Genomic DNA, 17,977 nt, shown 5'->3' on the forward strand with positions numbered 1-17,977 from the left:
ACGCGACGCCGGGAGCTTATAGAAAAGCGGGAAACTACTCGTGACGGATAAGCCAAAACCGCCCGGCGATTTCACCCTTCAACAGTTCGAAGCGCTGAAGCCTCTTGCAAAGCTGATTGGATTCTTCAATTCGGATCTGCGGAAGCAATTCCAGGACCTTGACGCACAGGTTGAGAGCGTAAAGGTCATGCTTGCCAATAGGGATCGGTTCGCCGAAATTTACAGCCCTCTTGGTTGGGTGAACTACGATCGGATGTCCGTCGATGCGGCGGCCAAAGCGCTTGCAGCGGAAGTTAATGAGGGCGAGGCTATTCTCACCGCTTACCATCTTGATCCGGACAATCTTTGCTTCCTCGGATACCGCTATCACACGTCTCACTATGCAAGTTGGGGCGAACTCTACGAGCGCGCGGTCGAACGGACCGCTGTGGAGGATTACCTGTCCGCTATTCCGTTGATCCTCATTGTTATCGACGGCATCTGCACGACGATGACCGCCAAGCACCCATTCTCCGGTGGAGCTGACGCGCCGGTCTTCGACTCGCAAACGTCTGGCTCAGGCGGGCTGTCAGAAGGCTTGGCCCTTTTCGGCTCGACGCGCCGAAAGTTGGATAGCAGCTCAATCACACTGCCTTTCCGCCACGGAATTGTTCACGGCCTCAACCCCAATTTTGGCCATTCACTCGTCGCCGCAAAAGGCGCAGCCCTGAGCCATAGGCGACCGAGAGCGCGGCCTGGTGCTTGAGGCAGGTGGTGGCGTTGAGCAGCCGGGCGACCTCGTCGCGGCTCAGGACCACCGGCAGCTTGCGCGGGTGCGCCAGACGAACGAGCTTGCGCGCCAGATCGGGACGATCGACCGTATGCGTGAAGAAGAAGCGCAACGCCGACACGATGCTGTTCATGGTCGGCACGGGAACACCGTCATCCTGCTGCTCGATCTGGAACCGGCGCAGGTCGTCGGCGGTCGCTGTGTCTGGTGAACGCCCGAGGAATGTCGCCAGGCGTCCGATATCGCGGAGATAGTTGCGCTGTGTCTCGCGTGAGAAACGCCGCATGTTCATGTCGTCGATCAGCCGCTGGCGCAACGGGCTGATCGCTGCATCGAGAATGAGATGGTGCATGGTCGCGCTCCTTGTTGAAGAAGCCCGCCATACTCTNTGTCGCCAGGCGTCCGATATCGCGGAGATAGTTGCGCTGTGTCTCGCGTGAGAAACGCCGCATGTTCATGTCGTCGATCAGCCGCTGGCGCAGCGGGCTGATCCGTGCATCGAGAATAGGATGGTGCATGGTCAGGCTCCTTGTTGAAGAAGCTCGCCATGCTCTGCTCTAGCCGAACGACGCTCAACGCGAGCGCGACGACCGGTTCTTGATCTCTACCTCACCCCACGCGCCTATCCCGCGCAGCGGGTTCGTTCCACGGCCCATAAGCACCCCATTCCAGAAACCTCAATTGACCGACCGTTCCTGGCGCATCTTGCGCGTTCAGAAGTGAACCTACATGGACGCGGTAGCTGAGAAACTAGTCATCTCTAAGCCATCACAACCCCAGCCCCCGCTTTCTGCCTAAGGTCCATTCGATGCCGCCGTTGTCACGGGCAAGCCCGCTGATGTGCTGACCAATGCGCTTTTCGAGAACCGACTGCCAAGGCACGAGCTGGAAGCCAGCACCGTCGTCAATCATGGCGAAGCGGCCGGAGGCGAGATCGGCCGCTCCGATCAGCCGGCCGCTGACATATTCGCCCGGCTTGGCCCGAATGAAGTTGAGCCCGCGCTCGGCCGCCATCACACGGCCGACGCGGGCGACCTCGGTTTGCTCGAGCCGCTGCAGTAGATCCTTGGGCGCCCGAATCCGGCCGTCGTCCAGTCGAGCGGCAAGGCCCATGTCGACGAGACTTTGGCGACGCCGATCCGTCGCGTCAGTGACCTCCCGGCCGAACCCGATCTGTGCGAGCGGCGTCCGGTTTGCCGATGCCAGTTCCCGGTCGAGCCAGGTCGCGCCGTCGCTCGTCACCTGGTTGTCGAGGTCGAGGAAGGAAAGCGTGCGGACCGTAAAATCCCTGCCCCTGTTGCGGGCATCGTAGGCCGCACCTTGCTCGGTGATGTCTTGGGGGATCTTCCAGTGGTCGGCATCGATACGCTCGACGATGCCGGCCCGCCGCAGCGCTTCAAGGCGGCGCACGTGCGCGCGGATGAAGGCATCGGGGTCGCCGTTGATGCGCTCGATCCGTGGCCGTGCTGCCTCCAGATGCTCGCTCGGCCGGTAGACGCCGCCGTGCTCGGCTGCCAGGTCGCGGATATTGAGATCGGCCGCGCGTGGCTCTGCCTTTGCCGGGACAGGCTCGAGGGCGACGATGTGGCCGCGCCTCACCTCGTCGAATCTTGTGTCATCGCCAGTCTCAAGATAATGCGTGCGGCCGTCGACGCCATCGACGACGACATAGAGCCCGGCATCCATGCCGTCGCCGGCAAGCCCCTTGGCCAGCACCCGTCCAATCACACGCTCGGTGATCTCTCTGCCATGGCTGAAATACTGGCTGGCGCCGCGCTCCTCGGCGATGCCGTGGTCGGCGAGTGCCTGATGCATGGTCTTGATGATGTCATTGCGCATGCCGAGGCCGCGCAGGACGTGCTCGGCATCACCGGCAATCATCCAACGGCCGGGTTCAGTCTCGGAGGCGAGGCCGTAGTGTTCCAGACGCTTTGCCCGATCGATCAGGAGATGGCGGTTGGCGCGGAACGTGTAGGTCTCGCTAACGCCGATCCGTAGGTCGACGATGCCACGCTCCTCTTGCTCGGCAAGCAGCATCCGGTCGAGGCGGGTCAGCCGCTCTGCCTCCACCTCCGCTCTCAGCTTGTGGGCGACATCGATCTCGGTCTGCGGTCCGAGCTCAAGCGTCACCAACTCGCCAGCGCGATGGCGGATGCCGTGAGCGATATAATCGCCGGCGATGTTGAGCACCCTGCCCTGATCGGTCGCGCCGCGCACCAAGATGTGGGTGTGAGGATGGCCGGTGTTGTGGTGGTCGACGGCGATCCAGTCTAGCCGGGTTCCGAGATCGCTCTCCATCTGTCGCACGAGGTCGCGGGTGAAGGAGCGCAGGTCTTCCATCTCGATGGCATCCTCGGGTGCGATGATGAAGCGGAACTGATGCCGGTCACCACGGCAGCGTTCGATGAACGCCCTGCCCTCGTCGCTATCGCGACCGTCCTCGAGCGCGGTATAAACCCGGCCCTTCTCGCCGTCGCGCGCCACTCCGTCGCGCTCAAGATAACGCAGATGCGCGTCGACCGCCCGGGTTGAGACGCCACGCATCTTCGCGCCGCGCGCGCCATGCTGGGACGCGAACTTGACTATGCGTGCCTTGACCATCACCCGCCGCGCCCGGAAGCGGCTTCCGCTCCCTTCCCGGCCCCAACCGCTGCCATCGCGCGACAGGCCTGCGGCGATGCCGGCGCCGCGTCCCCTGGCATTGAACCGGCCGCCGCCCTTGCTCCCAGCCGAACCACCGCTCCTGCCTGGATTGCCGCCGGCCTTGCGCACGGCGATCTTCACCTGCGTCGTGAACGGCAGCGAGCGCGGATTGACGCGCGTGCCGCCGCTTCGCACACGCCCAAGCCTGACATGGAAATCTCTGTCGTCACGCTCCACCATGACGGCAGGATCAGCGGCGGATTGAGGCTCTGCAAGACGCCGCAAGCGCGGATAGTGCTCCAGCGTACAAAGACAGGCAGTGGCGCGGAAACGTCGGATCACACATCGCAGCGGCGCAACGGATTTGCGAGCACCACCAGTGCGTTAACGGCACTACCGCCGCCGCACACACATCTCAAAGTCGAGAAGGAGCTCCGTTTTCGCAGGCGAAAACAATGTGCAGACAACGACTTACCGAGCAAGGCGAGGTGCGAGCGCAAGCTTGCTTTATCTTGCCATCTTAATCGGTAGTGTTTTGCGATACTTTGTAACCATCGTCGTTACTCCTTCAGGATGCGATAACATACGAATCTATGCTCTGCCACGATTCCGCGTTCTGGTGTCGAGTTCCGATGCGCCGTGCAATCTTCCGCGCTCTGCGACGGTGTTGTTCGGCTGCATGGTTGCAGCGCTCGAACCGTCGTGGCGCACTTTTCCATCGGACTGACGGAGCATCGTCACAGGCAATCGAGCGCGGTCCGGCCGTCTCATTGTCGGCGCGGCCGCAGGCAAGATAACGTGCGTTCCGTCGTTCCTGGTCTGCATCGGTTCTCATCCGCCGGGGCGGATCTCCTTGTGTCAGATGGCGTCCGTCAGCGTGCGGGCGCCATGCGTTTCAACCGCCGTCGCGCCGCTCATCGATGCGCTCCGAGCAGGCGTCGATCCTTGATGTGGGCGCGTTGCGCGGCGTCGGTGTCACTCATAGCCGCGTCGCCGACATAGAACGTGCCGTCGCTCCACATCGCGTGCATGATCACCGCCAGCTTGCGCGCCACCGCGACACAGGCCTTGCGGTGGCAGGAGCGTTTGGCGATCTCCCGGCCCCAGCTCTTGACCTTGTCCCTGCCCTAAGCGCGTCATCAGTCCCGACGCCGCCTCGTAGAGCGCGCGCCGCACGTCCGCATCGCCAGCCTTCGAGAGGCGGCCCTGAACGTCGATCGAGGTGCCCGACTGCCAGCGCCGCGAGGTCAGCCCGAAGTAGGCCGCGACGTCGCGAGAGCGGCGGAAGCGTGTGGGATCGTCGATCGCCGTCATGAACGAGAGCGCCGTCACCGGGCCGACGCCGGGGATCGCCATGAAGCGTCGACACAGCTCGCTGCGCGCTACCATTTTGACGACGAGATCGTGCAGCCGGCAGTACTGTTTCCACAGCGCCGCGCGCGCCTACAGCATGGCGTCCATCAGTTCGGCCGACAGCGGATCGTCGGCCACAGCCTGGCGAACCGCGTGCTCGAAAGCGCCGCGTCCGACCTTGCCCAGGCGGATGCCGAACGACTTCAGCGAGTGCCGGATGGCGTTCTCCAGGTCGAGAAACTTGGCCTTCAGATTGCGCCGGTGGGTCAGCAGAAGCTTCGTCCGGTAGCAGCTCTCCGACTTGATGTAGGCCTGGCGGAACCAGCCGGTGCGCATGATGTGGGCGATGCCGAGCGCATGTCGGTCTTGTTGCGCTGCGCCGACAGCGCGGCGCGCACGTGCTGCGTCTCCAGGCAGATCGCCGGCAGGCCAAGTTTCTTGAGTTCCGGATGCAGCCAAGGCGACAGCGAGCCGGCCTCGTGGCTGGTCTACTGTCGCTGGCGCGATCTCTCGATCACGACATTCGAGCTGTGAATGCGCCGAAGCGACCCAAAAGGCCTTCGTGCTTCGCCACAGCAGGCGCGTGGGCAGCGGTCCGATCGCTCTGGGTCCCATCGCAGCCGCGCGTGATCTGCACCAAGGACCCTTAATATGCTTGCCGGACGTATGAGACCGTGGTCCAGTCGCCGGCTCTGGAGCAGCTGAAAGAGTTAATTCGCCCAACCCCTGAGCTTCAGACATCATCTCTCTTGCGGGTGCAGTATAGGAATGATCGCTGACTACGTTTCGTGATTTGCTGCACCAGGCTCTACTTCTGGCGGAAAGAGGAATGAACTGAGGCAACAAGCGGGCTTAGAATATAATCGAGGGCGGTGCGCTCCTCTGTGACGATCATCACCGAGGCAGGCATCCCGGGATAGAGCGCGATCTGCGGGGCTGCGGCAAGTTCGGCCGGATCGACCACGACATCGGCCATGTAGTAGGGGAATCCGGTTTTGCTGTCGGTGACGCGATCCGCCGAAATGCGGGTGACGCGCCCATGGATGATTGGAATGGAACGCTGCTTGTAAGATGTAAAGCGCACTTCCGCCATCATATCGGATCGCAGGCTTGATATATCCTCGACGCGCACCTGCGCCTGGACGACCAGCGAGTTTCGTGTCGGCACGATATCAAGGATCGTCTGACCGGGGGCGACAATCGCACCTGTCGAGAAGACGCTGAGGTTCATCACCTGGCCGTCATAGGGCGAGCGGACCATAGCGCGATCCACGGCGGCCTGGCTCGCGAACATCGTGGGTACGAGGTCCGCCAGCTTGGACTGCGTATCGATCAGCATTGCCGAGAGCTTGGCGCGGCGGTCGTTTGTCAGCTGTGCGATCTGGCTCACAAGCTCGGCCTTGCTCTGATGGTTCCCGGCGATCTCGCCCAGGGACTCATCTATCAGGCCTTGCAGGTCGGACGCGGAGCGGTCGAGCTCAAGGATACGCGTGCGCGTCGTCAATCCAGCCTTCAAGAGCTTGTCGAGGCCTGCCTTCTCCTCGATGGTGGACTTCAGCTGCGCGCGAAAAGATTGGACGCGCAGCTGCTTGCCGTCGATTTGCTCATCGAGTTCGTCGATTCGCTTCTGCAGAATCTGTCTGGCGCCTGCCATCGAGGCGCGCTGGCTTTCAAGGTCGGCGATCTGACTTGCCATCGCGTCCTGTAGATAAGTCTGATGTGCGGCGGTCATGTCCGTCGGGAAAGCGACTTCCTCCTTGCCGTCGAGCTCTGCGCGGATGCGGGCATCCGTCGCGCGCAACATAGCATATTGCTGGGAATAGAGGTTTAACTCGGATCGGATTTTGCTGTCGTCTAGCACCAGCAATATGTCGCCCGTCTTTACGATGTCGCCGTCCTTTACGTGTATCTCCTTCACCGTGCCGCCGTCGAAGTGCTGGACGCTCTTGCGGTTGCCCTCCACCTTAACGACTGCGTCCGCGAGCACCGCGCCATTCAGCGGCGCGATGGCGGCCCAGCCGCCGAAAATGCCAAAGAAGCCAAGGATGATCAACAGACCCACAAGAGCCGGCACCCTGATCGAATCCGAGGCGGTGGGGCCGGCTTCGCCTGGCAGGCTGCGATAGACGAAGGTGCCGTCGCTCATCGATCTCTCCTGATCAGACTCATTGCGTTGCAACCTCGATCGGAGCCGCACGCTGGTTGAGCAGCGCCACGATCTCGTTTCGCATGCCGAAGGCGTCGAGGGCGCCCTCGCGCAGCAAAAGGATCTTGTCGACGTTGGCGAGCGTCGAGGGGCGGTGCGACACAATAATCAGCGTGCTGCCGCGGCGCTTGAGTTCGATCGCGCACTCGCTCAGTGCGCGGTCTCCATCGGCGTCGAGATTGGAACTCGGCTCGTCGAGAATGATGAGGTTCGGCGTTCCGAACACCGCCCGGGCAAGGGCAATGCGCTGCCGGTACCCGCCCGACAGCACCGCGCCGCCTTCGCCGATCTGTGTCTCATAACCCTGCGGCAAGCGGATGATCATGTCATGCACGCCGGCTAGGCGGGCGGCCTCGATCACCTCCTGGTCGACGTTGGTCTTGAACCGCCCAATGTTCGCAGCGATCGTGTCGGAGAAGAGCTCGATGTCCTGCGGCAGGTAGCCGATGTGATCACCGAGCGCGTCGCGACCCCACTGGGCCATGTCGGCCCCGTCCAGCCTGACGGTTCCCCGGCTGGGCTGCATGACGCCAGCCAGGTGTCGGGCAAGGGTGGATTTGCCCGCGCCCGAGGGGCCGATGATGCCGAGCGCCTCGCCGGCCTCGAGCCGGAAGGAGATGTCCCGCAGCAGAACCTTCTGCAGGTTGGGTAGCGCGTAGCTCACCTGCTCAACCGAAATCTTGCCTGTTGGCTTCGGCAGATTGAACGAGCGGTCGTTGCGCACATCCCCTTCGACCAGCTTTCGAACCCTCGCCAGCGCGCCGCGCGCCAGGACAAGGCTGCGCCACACGCCGACGATCTGCTCGACCGGCTGGAGGCCCCGACCCAGCAGAAGGCTTGCTGCGAAAATGGAGCCGGCGCTCGTTTGCCGTTCGATGACCAGATAAGCGCCAAGGCCGAGGATGAGCGACTGCATGGTCAGCCGAAGAAACCTGATCAACCCGGACATGAATGCGGCGCGGTCGCTGGCGTCCGCCTGACGCCGAAGCGCCAGGTTTCGATCGCGTTCCCAGCGGCGGATGAGGCCGTCGATCATTCCCATGGCGCGGACGACTTCCGCGTTCCTGAGGCTCATCTCGGTGAAGGCATAGTTGGCCGTTGCCACGTCGTTGGCCTGCTTCAGCGGCCCGCGCACCAGAAATTCATTGGTGACCGCCATCGCAATCAGGAGCAGCGAAGACCCGAGCGCGAAGAACCCCAGCCAAGGGTGCAGCAGGAAGATGATGGCGATGTAGATAGGCGACCAGGGTAGATCGAGCAGCGCATGTATGCCGCTGCCGGTAATGACCTGCCGGAACGTGTCGAAGTCGCGGATCGGCTGACTCAGCGAGGAACCCGGCGAGGAGGCCTCGAGCGAGGCTGCGACGACCTTAGCCGAAAGCAGCCGGTCGAGCCGAGCGCTGGCACGAGTCAGAATCCTGGCGCGCACCAGATCGAGGCCGGCAAGGGCAAGGAAGGCAGCCACCAGCACAATCGTAAGCATCACCAGCGTTGTTTCGCTGCCGCTGCTGACCACCCGGTCATAGATCTGCAGCATATAGAGCGGCGAGGCCAGGTAGAGCAGGTTGATCGCTAAACTGAACCCTGCCGCGACCAGGAAATAATGGCGGCACGCCAGCAGAGCTTCCTTGACGATGTTGCTTTTGCTGTTGAGACTCAATGACTCAGCGGAGAACCGCCCCCTGTCCAATTGCACACCTGTAAGCGACATTACACCAAATCCTTCAAACGCCCACTCAATCGGTTCCCTTTCCTGTCATAAACCTTAATTCGTAAGCTGAATCTGCGACCAGCCGCCCTGAGGTGAGCCGCGTGTGTTTGCCGCACACCTCGAGGTTCACGCCACGAGACCGCTCGCTGTTAGACCATACTCAACCACCGTCCTGCCGGCCCCGTCGTCTACAAGCGTGAAGTTATGCGCATCGAAGATGCCAAGGAGGTGGAGTGTGGCATTGTGAGCGCCGTCAGTCACGGTCAATGTCCCTCCATTACCGCTCGAGTCGGCCTGATAGGCCGCGGACGTTCCAGCGCCGAACAGCATGTCGCCGAGGTCGATCTTATCGTCGTTGGTGATACCTCCAATCCTGCCGCTGAAGTCGAAGGAATCATCGAGCTGCAGCGTGCCAGCGGCATTCTGCGCGAAGGTCACATCCGTCGATGAGGCTGCGCCGAATTCCAGCTTCGACAGGTTGCCAATCGTGGCTTCGCCTGTGCCCGTGACCTGGCCGTCGATCGTGATGTTGCCGCCATTGGCCCAGAGCAGCCCGGAATTGGCGAGCGTGCCGGTGATCATCAGGCCGCCGGAACCCGTCGCCTCCAGCGTTCCGGAGTTGAGGGTTGTGTTGGCGCCCATGTCGATGACCAGCGCGTGGGTGCCGGTGGCGACGATCGTCCCCTGGTTGTTCAGGGACAACAGGCCGCCGCCCAGTTGACCGGCGCCGGAGACGGTGTTGTCGACATTGGTCAGAATGACATCCGCGCTCGTGCCGGAGATAATGTTGGAGTCGCTGTCGGACAGGACGACCTGCCCCCCGCTCTGCAGGGTGATGCCGTGCTGAATGAGCTGCAGTAGCGTGTCGCTGCCTGCGGAATTGAGCGAGATGAGGCCGGTGTTGTTGATCGTGCCACTCAGCGGCAGCATCGCGCCGTCGCCGATCGTCATAGTGCCGGCGTTATTGACCACCGGCGTCTGGTCGAAGACGAGATTGCCATCGGTGAGCGCGCTCGAGTGGACACCGTCAAGCAGGATCGACTGCCCGTCGCCAAGCCTGATCACCGCATTGCCGTTGGCATCGTCGGCCATGTGCGTCTGGACGTCAGCGAAGCTCGCGAAACCGGAATAGCCGATCAGATCGATCTTGTCCGCGGCCGCGTCGAAGCTATGCACCGTGTCGTTGCCGATTGGCTGCGAGAAGACGAAGAGATCGTTGCCGCTCGAGCCGGTCAGCACGTCGTCGCCGGACCAGGCGAAGATCGGCATTCCTGGCGCATAGGCCTCGACGTTGTCGGCGACCGACGTGCTTCCCGTGGTGCCATCGCCGTTGGTCCAGCTCATCGAGACGTTGAGCACGGCCGCGCCGGCATAATCGGCAGGCGTGGTGACGGTGAGACCATGCGGGCTGGTGGTCTCGAGCGTCCAGCTGCCGTCGGCATTGAGTGTTGCGCCGTCGATGATCCAGCCGGAAGGCACATCTTTCACCGTCGCCGTGACGAGCGAGCCGTCTTGTAGCGGATCGGTGAGGCCGAGATTGATTGGTTGGCCCGCGTACCCCGCTGGACTCAGGTTGTTTACTGTCTTGCCAATTCCTTGGTTGCCAGCAAGATCCGTGAAGGAGGCGTTTGCCACTGAAACATTGAACGTTTGGGGAACATTCTGCTTCGTGATCGCGAGAGTGTAGAATGCGTGTCCCGTGACACTATCGATGTGATCAAATAATACGGTACCCTTGCTAGGATCTTGGCTCCCTGAGGTGCGGGTTACCGTTACGTCCGATGCATCAAAGCCACTCACGTTCTCGCTGAACTCAAAGGTCAACGTTTTACTGCTGCCAGATCCAGAACTTGTAATAGCCAATAAAGTCGGATTTTGCGTGTCGATCTTCACCTCGACCGCGTTGCTGGTCGAGCTGTTGCCGGCCGGATCGGTGACGATGGCGTGGAACAGGNGCCGCCATCGGTCGAAACTTGATAGGTCACCGTGGTGCCGTTGGTGTCGGCATTGCCGGAAAGCGTCAGGTCGAATGCATTGTCCGTCGTCACCGCCGGGGTGTTCGGCGTGCCGGTGTCGGTCAGGTTGCTGAAAGACAGCGTGCCGGCCGTCGGCGCGGTAGTGTCGATCTTCACCTCGACCGCGTTGCTGGTCGAGCTGTTGCCGGCCGGATCGGTGACGATGGCGTGGAACAGGTAGTCCCCATCCGTAAGCCCGCTCTGGCTCGCCGTGGTGCTCGTCCAGGTCGTGCCGCCATTGGTCGACTTCTCGTACGCCACCGTGGTGCCGTTGGTGTCGGCATTGCCGGAAAGCGTCAGGTCGAATGCATTGTCCGTCGTCACCGCCGGGGTGTNGGGGTGTTCGGCGTGCCGGTGTCGGTGAGGTTGGCAAAGGCCAGCGTGCCGGCGCTCGGCGCGGTGTTGTCGACCACGACCTCGATGGCATTGCTGTTCGAGCTGTTGCCGGCCGGATCGGTGACGACGGCGCGGAACTGATAGTCGCCGTCGGCCAGGCTGGTCTGCGTGGCAGTCGTCGAGGTCCAGTTGGTGCCGCCATCGGTCGAAACTTGATAGGTCACCGCGGTGCCGTTGGCATCCGCGTTGCCGCTCAGGCTGAGATCGAAGGTGCCGTCGGTGGTGACCGCCGGGGTGTTCGGCGTGCCGGTGTCGGTGAGGTTGGCAAAGGCCAGCGTGCCGGCGCTCGGCGCGGTGTTGTCGACNGGGGTGTTCGGCGTGCCGGTGTCGGTGAGGTTGGCAAAGGCCAGCGTGCCGGCGCTCGGCGCGGTGTTGTCGACGGTGACCGTGATCGCGTTGCTGGTCGAGCTGTTGCCCGCGTTGTCCATCGCCTTGGCCGTGAAGCTGTGCGCTCCATCAGACAGCGCGGCGGTCGTCAGCGTCCAGGTGTTGCCCGTGATCGTGGCAGCACCCAGGTCCGTGCTGCCATCAAACACGTGCACCGAGGCCACGCCATTGGTGTCGCTCACCGTGCCCGACAGCGCCAGCGTGTTGTCCTTGGNATCAAACACGTGCACCGAGGCCACGCCATTGGTGTCGCTCACCGTGCCCGACAGCGCCAGCGTGTTGTCCTTGGTCTGGCCGCCGCTGCTGATCGTCGTGGTCAGCCCGGTATTGGTCCCGATCGTCGAACTGATCGTCTCGCTCGGCGCCGTGGTGTCGACTGTCGCGCTGATTGCCGCCGTCGTCGTGCTGTTGCCGGCGTTGTCGAACGCCTTCGCCGTGAAGCTGTGCGCTCCGTCCGACAGCGCGGCGGTCGTCAGCGTCCAGGTGTTGCCCGTGATCGTGGCAGCACCCAGGTCCGTGCTGCCGTCAAACACGTGCACCGAGGCCACGCCATTGGTGTCGCTCACCGTGCCCGACAGCGCCAGCGTGTTGTCCTTGGTCNGCTGATCGTCGTGGTCAGCCCGGTATTGGTCCCGATCGTCGAACTGATCGTCTCGCTCGGCGCCGTGGTGTCGACCGTCGCGCTGATTGCCGCCGTCGTCGTGCTGTTGCCGGCGTTGTCGAACGCCTTCGCCGTGAAGCTGTGCGCTCCGTCCGACAGCGCGGCGGTCGTGAGCGTCCAGGTGTTGCCCGTGATCGTGGCAGCACCCAGGTCCGTGCTGCCGTCAAACACATGCACCGAGGCCACACCATTGGTGTCGCTCACCGTGCCCGACAGAGCCAGCGTGTTGTCCTTGGTCTGGCCGCCGCTGCTGATCGTCGTGGTCAGCCCGGTATCGGTCCCGATCATCGAACTGGTGGTCTCGTTGGGCGGCGTCTCGTCGACCGTCACCGAATGGGAATCTGAAGCCGCTGTTGAGCTGCCAACCTTTATTGTGGCGGCAAGAGTATACGTGCCGTCCGGCAGCAAGGCGTGTGCCAGATCGCTTGCCGGAACGACGGCGGACCATGTACCATTCGCGGCAACCGCGGCCGTGTAGTTATGGCCATTTAGGCTAACGATGAGCTGTGCGCTCGGCGTAAAATGCGTGACCGTACCGGTGATGGTGACCCCAGCCGCTGCATCGGCGGAGTTGAGCAGCCAGGGGTTTGACTGGCTCGGCTCGATCGGGTTGATTTTCACCGTGAATGCGGCTGGGGGATCGACTCCAAGAAAATCGCTTGGCGTGAGCGTTGAAACGCCAGAGACGTTTACTTTGAGATCGGCGATGCCATCACCGTTGGTATCTGTATAAACGAACGAACCACCGCTACCGTCTGTGGTATACCAGACCGCAAAAGCGCCAGCAGCCCCGAGGTTGGTCGTGTTGGCCGACTGCTGTCCCTTCCAAAAGAATTCCCCAAGACCGGCGCTGGAGGCGGTCTGTCCACCCTGCGAGCCAACGATCATACTGTCGTTGAGGAGCTTTCTGAAATCGAGCTTGTCGACGCCTTCCTTGAAATTGTTGATCACATCCCACTGCGACCCAGTACCATTGAAGGAATCATTTGCACTGGCGTAGCTGAAGACGTTGGCGATCTGACCGTTGACTGTCGATTGAAAGACGTTCTTGCCAATGTCGCTGTTGATATCGACAGCGGCGAGCAGAGAGGTGCTCGACAGGCCGGAACCAGCTAAGCTTGGGTTGCTGGAGAAGGCGCTCAGAAAAGCGGATGCACTGTTAGCATTGAAGCCGACAGCAGAGGCACCAGCAAGCGGGTTTCCATAATGGTCACTCTGCACGAACGAAAAGTTGTCGAGGGATGTCGCCCGGAGTGTGTAGTATAGGCCCGTGCCCGCAGCTTGAAATGTAAGTGTCAGATTGTTCGCCCAGAACGCAGCATCAATCGTCTGAAGCTGGGTCGCGTTTGTGGTGGCGAACAGGGCGTATGCGATATCTTGCAGTTCGATAATCTGGGTTCCGCCGACGTTATCACTTGCGAGGGTGTCAAGCACATTAAGGTTGTCGACCGTCGTGCCATTGCTTGTTGTCGAGGCCATGACTTGCTTCCTTTTCAGCGGCGGCAGAACTCTGGTGCCTGTCGACCACAAATTGACTTCACACGATCGCCGGCGACTGGCCGGATTGCCGTAGCCATATGGGGCGCGGCCGGTCGCTTCACGCCGAGCTCGATCGCGCCTACCTCCGGCTTCAAATGCTTCAACAGCGTCAGAGGATCAAAGACGAGGGGTTCGATGAACAACAGTTCAGCCAGGTGGCGCATGCCTTGCGAAGTCACCTGCGCGGACGTGCGACCAGTCAAACGGACAAAGCCTGCGGCATTCCTGCTCTGGCCTCCCGGTGGCGACTCTTTCCGACCTACGCGCACTTACCCCTGCCCATCCGCCGATGCCTCGGCGACGACTCAGCAAGAAAATTCGGAAAGCGGAAGACAAATGCAAGCGCCTGAAACTATAAGACAAGTAGTTTCTGCGGCACGCCAATCCCGGTCGCGCCGTCGCCACATCCCGACAATTCGTCTTACGAACCCCAAACTCCCAGTTACTCGAACGACCGCCCCTATCGGTCGCGCAACTTTTATATGCGCCATTACTAAAGTGGAAAATTAAGGATTTGTAAACTATCCGAATCGTTACCAATAGATTCTTGGTTAAAGGCTTTGGCCGTCTGGACGGTATTTCGTGAGGAATCAATACTTTGCCGGACGCGCCTCAAGTGCATCGACCAAGACGCATCAGGGCGAGCTGCATCCCTCGTTTGGTCTAGACCGAGGGAGCCGCGAGTGTCTCAGCCCAATGCCGCAGAGCAGAGCGAGGAATGCAGCGACGCCACCGAAATCGCCGGTCCCAGGATGGACGCAGGCGGGCAGCGGCATCGCCGCGGCCACGCTGAAGGTCCCCGCCGAAGTCAGCGCCGCCTGGACCCGCCGGGCCGTAGTCATCTTGGAAATGCCGAGTTATTCATCGGCGTGCGCGGCCACCCCATTCCTGGCCACCAACTCGTCGCAAGTTGATGCCCCAAGCCCGCCTCGAGCCCGCTTGACGTAGATCTGCGCCAGCTCCGTGCGCTCACGGTCAAGTCGGGCCCTCCCACTCTCAAAGATTATAATTGAGCGGAGTGTCGCCGATAACAAAAGCACGCCTCTTCGATAGCGGGTCTCGCGATGTAGCGGTCTACCGACTCGAACCCCAGAATGCGTGCTCGATCAAGTTCGAACCACTGCGGATCCAGGATCCAGACATCCCAACTTCCTTCATAGGCGTTCGCAATTCGAACGGTGGAGTAAGGCAGAAGGTTCGAAAAGCTTCCAAGAACCCAGCCAAACCGGATGTCCCGTGGATAACTTGGCTCCCCGGACTTCTCCTTCACTGCAGCGGTCGTCGTTTCCGCAAGTAAATCAAAGGGCTGCCTGTAGACCGCGCAGCCTTCGCCTCGGTTGCATTCGAAGTTCGAGAGCCCACAGTATCCATTCGGTCTGGCCCGCGTCGGGCGCAGTCTGTGTTAAACTGCAGCGATGGAGATCGACACCGACAAGATCGACGATGCGGTCCTGGCGCTGCTTTGGCTGACGCTGCGCGATGCGCGGTGCGCGGTGCGCCTGGAAGGGCTTTGACTGGGACGTGACGGATCGGCTTCACCGGAAGGGACTGATCGCCGATCCAGTCAGCAAGGCAAAATCCTTGGTATTGACGGATGAAGGTCTTAGACGCTCGGAGGAGCTGTCTCGCGTCCTGTTTACGCGGCCGACACCATGAGCGCCCGAGGGGGCCGCCTTCGTGGCGACGCTGATCGCCACCGCAAAGTTCAACGACGTCAATCCCCAGGCCTGGCAGGCCGATGTTCTCTCCTTTATCGGACACGCCAATCACACGGCTCAAGGATTTGCTTCCCTGGAATTGGAGCTCGTTGACGATCGCAGCAGTTGCCTAATCACCTGATCAGGGCCTTTCATTATTGAGCTCACATGCAAACCCGATCTTGAAGCCATTAGATGGGATATCGCAACACCGCTCTTTACACCCTCAAATATGTGGCTGAGATGCTCGAAGAGGACGAAGACTTTTTGCGCGATTGCTCGATAGATCGGAAGAGCGTCGTGTAGNATATGTGGCTGAGATGCTCGAAGAGGACGAAGACTTTTTGCGCGATTGCTCGATCGAGATGTTGTCGGAAGACGGTTGCCTGAGCGCCTACGACGACTATCACGCATCCGAATTGAGCGAACCTATCGTCGTCTTCACCGAAGACGGCATCGGCAACCTTCGCCATATCGTAGACGAGCGCAGGGCTGCGGGTCAGGCACCGCCGAAACCCACCGCAGAAAACCGTAGCCCGGAAGCATAGCCACCGCGGCCCTGGCCGAATGGTTACGTTTTGGCGCGTCCCGCGGTTTCCGAATCCACGAACGCAAAAAAACCGCCCCGGTTAGACCGGGACGGTTAGGGTATTATGACGAAAGTGGTTGCGGGGACACGATTTAAGGCTGCAAACCGCCCTCGAGTTAGCAAACGAATTCAGTGGCAGCACTGTATTGGCGGTATCCCTCTCCTGACTCGAACCCCCGAAAATGTGAAAACCGGCATTCTGAAACGCGTTGGACCTGTCCCTTTCACAGGTCGAGACCGCCGATGGCACGACGCCGGGGCTGAAGCTCTTTTCTCATCGAACACAATCGCCTTCAATTTCGGCTCATTGCAGAGGAGTGCGAGATGGCCCAATCGAATGACGAAACACTGAGGCGTACAATCCGAAGGCGGCAGCTGCGCGAGATGGTGCCGCTGGCAGACAGCACGATCTATGAAATGGAGCAGCGGGGCGAATTTCCGCGACGCTTCGCTTTAAGCCCGAGATGCGTAGTCTGGGATCTGAGCGAGGTTCAAGCATGGCTCGCTGCCCGCCGCGCAAAGCCAATACTGCGCGCTCCAAAACCGGACCTGAAGCAGCGCCGTGCCCGACCGGTCACAGAGCCGGATCAGGTTCCAAGATCGGCATCGACGGTGGGATGAGTGTCGGCACATGCTTCTTGCCATTGACCCAGGCATCCAGGATGTCCGACCATTCCTGCATCATGTGTCGACGCTGCACCTGATATTCGGCCTTGTTATAGACGCCGCGCGATGAACGGCCGTCCTCATGCGCCAGACACTTTTCAATCCAGTCGCTGTTGAAGCCAAGTTCGTTCAGCAGAGTTGAACCTGTCCGCCGCAGGTCGTGCACCGTAAACGGCTCCAGGGGCAAACCCTCCGCCTTCGCCCGTTCGACAACTGCGTAGGTAACCCGGTTAAAGGTGGCGCGCGACATCGGCGCATCCGCATCGTACCGCGATGGAAGAAGGTATCTGGAATTTCCCGCGCAGGTTTTCAGGGCGATCATGATGTCGAGGGCTTGGCGCGACAGGTACACGTTATGCGCCTTGGAGCGCTTCATCCGCTCCTTTGGGATTGTCCAGACCGCATTCTCGAAGTCGACTTCGTCCCACACCGCATCCTGCAACTCGCTCTTGCGCACCATCGTGAGGAGGTAGAGCCGCATTCCCAAACGGATCGTGGGAAGTGTCGCGATGTGCTCGAGCTGCTTCAGCATCACGCGAATTTCCGAGGGCGAAAGCGAGCGTTCCCTTGGCAAGAACGTAGCAATCGATGCGGGCCCAACATCATCAGCCGGGTTGGCGACCTTCTCCCCGTGTAAGATCGCAAAGCCGTAAATCTGCTTCAGGATGTCTCGCACGTGGATAGCGGTCGCCGGAGCACCACGTTCGACGATGCTGCCACAGTGGGCTCTTAGATCGTCAGGAGTGATCTCCGTCAGGAGGCGATTGCGCCAGACCGGAAGAAGCTCTCGCTCGAAGATGGAACGGCGCATGGCGCGCGTGCTGTCGGCCATCGGCGCGGCGGTGAACCACTTCTCGCCGAATTCGCCAAAACTCTTCGCCTCTTTCAGGCGGCGCTTCGCCCGCTGCTTCTCGATCGCCGGCGATCGTCCCTCGCGGATGAGGCTCCTAGCGTCCAGGCATTTCTCTCGTGCGAGCGCGAGCGAGATTCCGTCTCGTCCATATCTGCCCAGGTGCACCGTCTCTCGGCGCCCATTGAGCCTGTAGTCCAGCAGAAACGACATCGCGCCACCCGGCATGACTTTGACATACATGCCGTCACGGTCCGCGATTTTGTAGATTTTCTGTTTTGGTTTCAGTGCCTTAAGGGCGGCATCCGTCAACATTCCTACTGCCTCCAGAAAAAGTACCGTCAGTACAATTTTGAGGCTTTCCGGCAGGAAATCTCTTTTACTTCCAATGCGTTAAAGCAAAAAAAGTACCGTCATGAGCCTCGTTGGCCGTGACGGTACTTTGAAAAATCAGGGCGGGCAACATGCCGGAGGCCCGTCAAGCACTCCGCCACC

At 61.1% G+C, this 17,977-nt stretch carries 13 protein-coding genes and 3 pseudogenes; 5 read left to right on the forward strand and 11 right to left on the reverse strand.

Features of this window, described 5'->3' with window-relative positions; all coding sequences use genetic code 11:
* The first annotated feature begins 40 nt into the window (after window positions 1-40).
* Window positions 41-745 (forward strand): hypothetical protein, encoded by a 705-nt coding sequence (locus X744_RS1000000173365; protein WP_156938466.1) that lies wholly within the window; start codon window positions 41-43, stop codon window positions 743-745.
* Here the strand turns inward: X744_RS1000000173365 and X744_RS0135635 are convergent.
* From X744_RS0135635 to X744_RS1000000173370, 10 genes and pseudogenes are all read right to left on the reverse strand, one after another.
* Window positions 660-1,121 carry a phage integrase N-terminal SAM-like domain-containing protein gene (locus X744_RS0135635; protein WP_031259469.1) on the reverse strand — a complete coding sequence of 154 codons (462 nt, stop codon included), beginning with the start codon at window positions 1,119-1,121 and terminating at the stop codon, window positions 660-662. The genes X744_RS1000000173365 and X744_RS0135635 overlap by 86 nt on opposite strands.
* A gap of 416 nt (window positions 1,122-1,537) precedes the next feature.
* Complete coding sequence (locus tag X744_RS168450) at window positions 1,538-3,697, reverse strand: DUF3363 domain-containing protein (RefSeq protein WP_245266361.1); 2,160 nt, start codon at window positions 3,695-3,697, stop codon at window positions 1,538-1,540.
* 629 nt (window positions 3,698-4,326) lie between these two features.
* A pseudogene (locus tag X744_RS01000000169085) lies at window positions 4,327-5,247 on the reverse strand (IS110 family transposase); the annotation flags it as partial.
* A gap of 326 nt (window positions 5,248-5,573) precedes the next feature.
* Entirely contained in the window at window positions 5,574-6,911 is a 1,338-nt protein-coding gene (locus X744_RS168445) for an HlyD family type I secretion periplasmic adaptor subunit (RefSeq protein WP_023756791.1), read from the reverse strand.
* A gap of 19 nt (window positions 6,912-6,930) precedes the next feature.
* Window positions 6,931-8,682: a type I secretion system permease/ATPase gene (locus tag X744_RS168440; protein WP_050589458.1), complete on the reverse strand. Its 1,752-nt coding sequence runs from the start codon at window positions 8,680-8,682 to the stop codon at window positions 6,931-6,933.
* A gap of 126 nt (window positions 8,683-8,808) precedes the next feature.
* Window positions 8,809-10,575 (reverse strand): Ig-like domain-containing protein, encoded by a 1,767-nt coding sequence (locus X744_RS168435; protein ID WP_198032166.1) that lies wholly within the window; start codon window positions 10,573-10,575, stop codon window positions 8,809-8,811.
* Window positions 10,572-11,021: an Ig-like domain-containing protein gene (locus X744_RS1000000174875; RefSeq protein WP_031259471.1), complete on the reverse strand. Its 450-nt coding sequence runs from the start codon at window positions 11,019-11,021 to the stop codon at window positions 10,572-10,574. Before X744_RS1000000174875 ends, X744_RS168435 begins: the two co-directional genes overlap by 4 nt.
* A complete protein-coding gene (locus X744_RS0135650; RefSeq protein WP_031259473.1) occupies window positions 11,018-12,046 on the reverse strand; it encodes an Ig-like domain-containing protein in 1,029 nt (342 codons plus the stop codon). The genes X744_RS1000000174875 and X744_RS0135650 overlap by 4 nt, the downstream gene beginning before the upstream one ends.
* Window positions 12,043-13,620, reverse strand: coding sequence for an Ig-like domain-containing protein (locus tag X744_RS168430; protein ID WP_023756794.1), 1,578 nt, complete (start codon window positions 13,618-13,620; stop codon window positions 12,043-12,045). Before X744_RS168430 ends, X744_RS0135650 begins: the two co-directional genes overlap by 4 nt.
* A 14-nt stretch (window positions 13,621-13,634) precedes the next feature.
* Window positions 13,635-13,844, reverse strand: a complete 210-nt coding sequence (locus X744_RS1000000173370; RefSeq protein WP_156938467.1) for a hypothetical protein — start codon at window positions 13,842-13,844, stop codon at window positions 13,635-13,637.
* A 1,251-nt stretch (window positions 13,845-15,095) separates the two neighbouring features.
* On the opposite strand from X744_RS1000000173370, the pseudogene X744_RS01000000169090 reads away from it, so the two are divergent.
* The 4 genes and pseudogenes from X744_RS01000000169090 to X744_RS1000000171295 all read left to right on the forward strand — a co-directional run bounded on the left by X744_RS01000000169090 (window position 15,096) and on the right by X744_RS1000000171295 (window position 16,587).
* Window positions 15,096-15,336 (forward strand): annotated as a pseudogene (locus X744_RS01000000169090) (DUF6429 family protein).
* A 6-nt stretch (window positions 15,337-15,342) separates the two neighbouring features.
* A pseudogene (locus tag X744_RS1000000173375) lies at window positions 15,343-15,511 on the forward strand (transposase domain-containing protein); the annotation flags it as partial.
* A gap of 186 nt (window positions 15,512-15,697) precedes the next feature.
* Window positions 15,698-15,925 carry a hypothetical protein gene (locus X744_RS1000000174880; RefSeq protein ID WP_050589459.1) on the forward strand — a complete coding sequence of 76 codons (228 nt, stop codon included), beginning with the start codon at window positions 15,698-15,700 and terminating at the stop codon, window positions 15,923-15,925.
* A gap of 365 nt (window positions 15,926-16,290) precedes the next feature.
* Complete coding sequence (locus X744_RS1000000171295; protein ID WP_084025030.1) at window positions 16,291-16,587, forward strand: AlpA family phage regulatory protein; 297 nt, start codon at window positions 16,291-16,293, stop codon at window positions 16,585-16,587.
* On the opposite strand, the gene X744_RS168410 is transcribed toward X744_RS1000000171295, so the two are convergent.
* Window positions 16,541-17,797: a tyrosine-type recombinase/integrase gene (locus X744_RS168410; protein WP_023756798.1), complete on the reverse strand. Its 1,257-nt coding sequence runs from the start codon at window positions 17,795-17,797 to the stop codon at window positions 16,541-16,543. The genes X744_RS1000000171295 and X744_RS168410 overlap by 47 nt on opposite strands.
* Window positions 17,798-17,977 lie beyond the last annotated feature (180 nt).

The sequence above is a fragment of the Mesorhizobium sp. LNHC252B00 genome (assembly GCF_000502955.1).
Classification (GTDB): domain Bacteria; phylum Pseudomonadota; class Alphaproteobacteria; order Rhizobiales; family Rhizobiaceae; genus Mesorhizobium.

Coding starts and splice junctions, on each gene's coding strand:
- X744_RS1000000174880 (WP_050589459.1), top strand. CDS start 15,698: ATGCTCGAAGAGGACGAAGACTTTTTGCGCGATTGCTCGATCGAGATG.
- X744_RS168440 (WP_050589458.1), bottom strand. CDS start 8,682: ATGTCGCTTACAGGTGTGCAATTGGACAGGGGGCGGTTCTCCGCTGAG.
- X744_RS1000000171295 (WP_084025030.1), top strand. CDS start 16,291: ATGGCCCAATCGAATGACGAAACACTGAGGCGTACAATCCGAAGGCGG.
- X744_RS1000000173370 (WP_156938467.1), bottom strand. CDS start 13,844: ATGCGCCACCTGGCTGAACTGTTGTTCATCGAACCCCTCGTCTTTGAT.
- X744_RS168410 (WP_023756798.1), bottom strand. CDS start 17,797: ATGTTGACGGATGCCGCCCTTAAGGCACTGAAACCAAAACAGAAAATC.
- X744_RS0135635 (WP_031259469.1), bottom strand. CDS start 1,121: ATGCACCATCTCATTCTCGATGCAGCGATCAGCCCGTTGCGCCAGCGG.
- X744_RS168445 (WP_023756791.1), bottom strand. CDS start 6,911: ATGAGCGACGGCACCTTCGTCTATCGCAGCCTGCCAGGCGAAGCCGGC.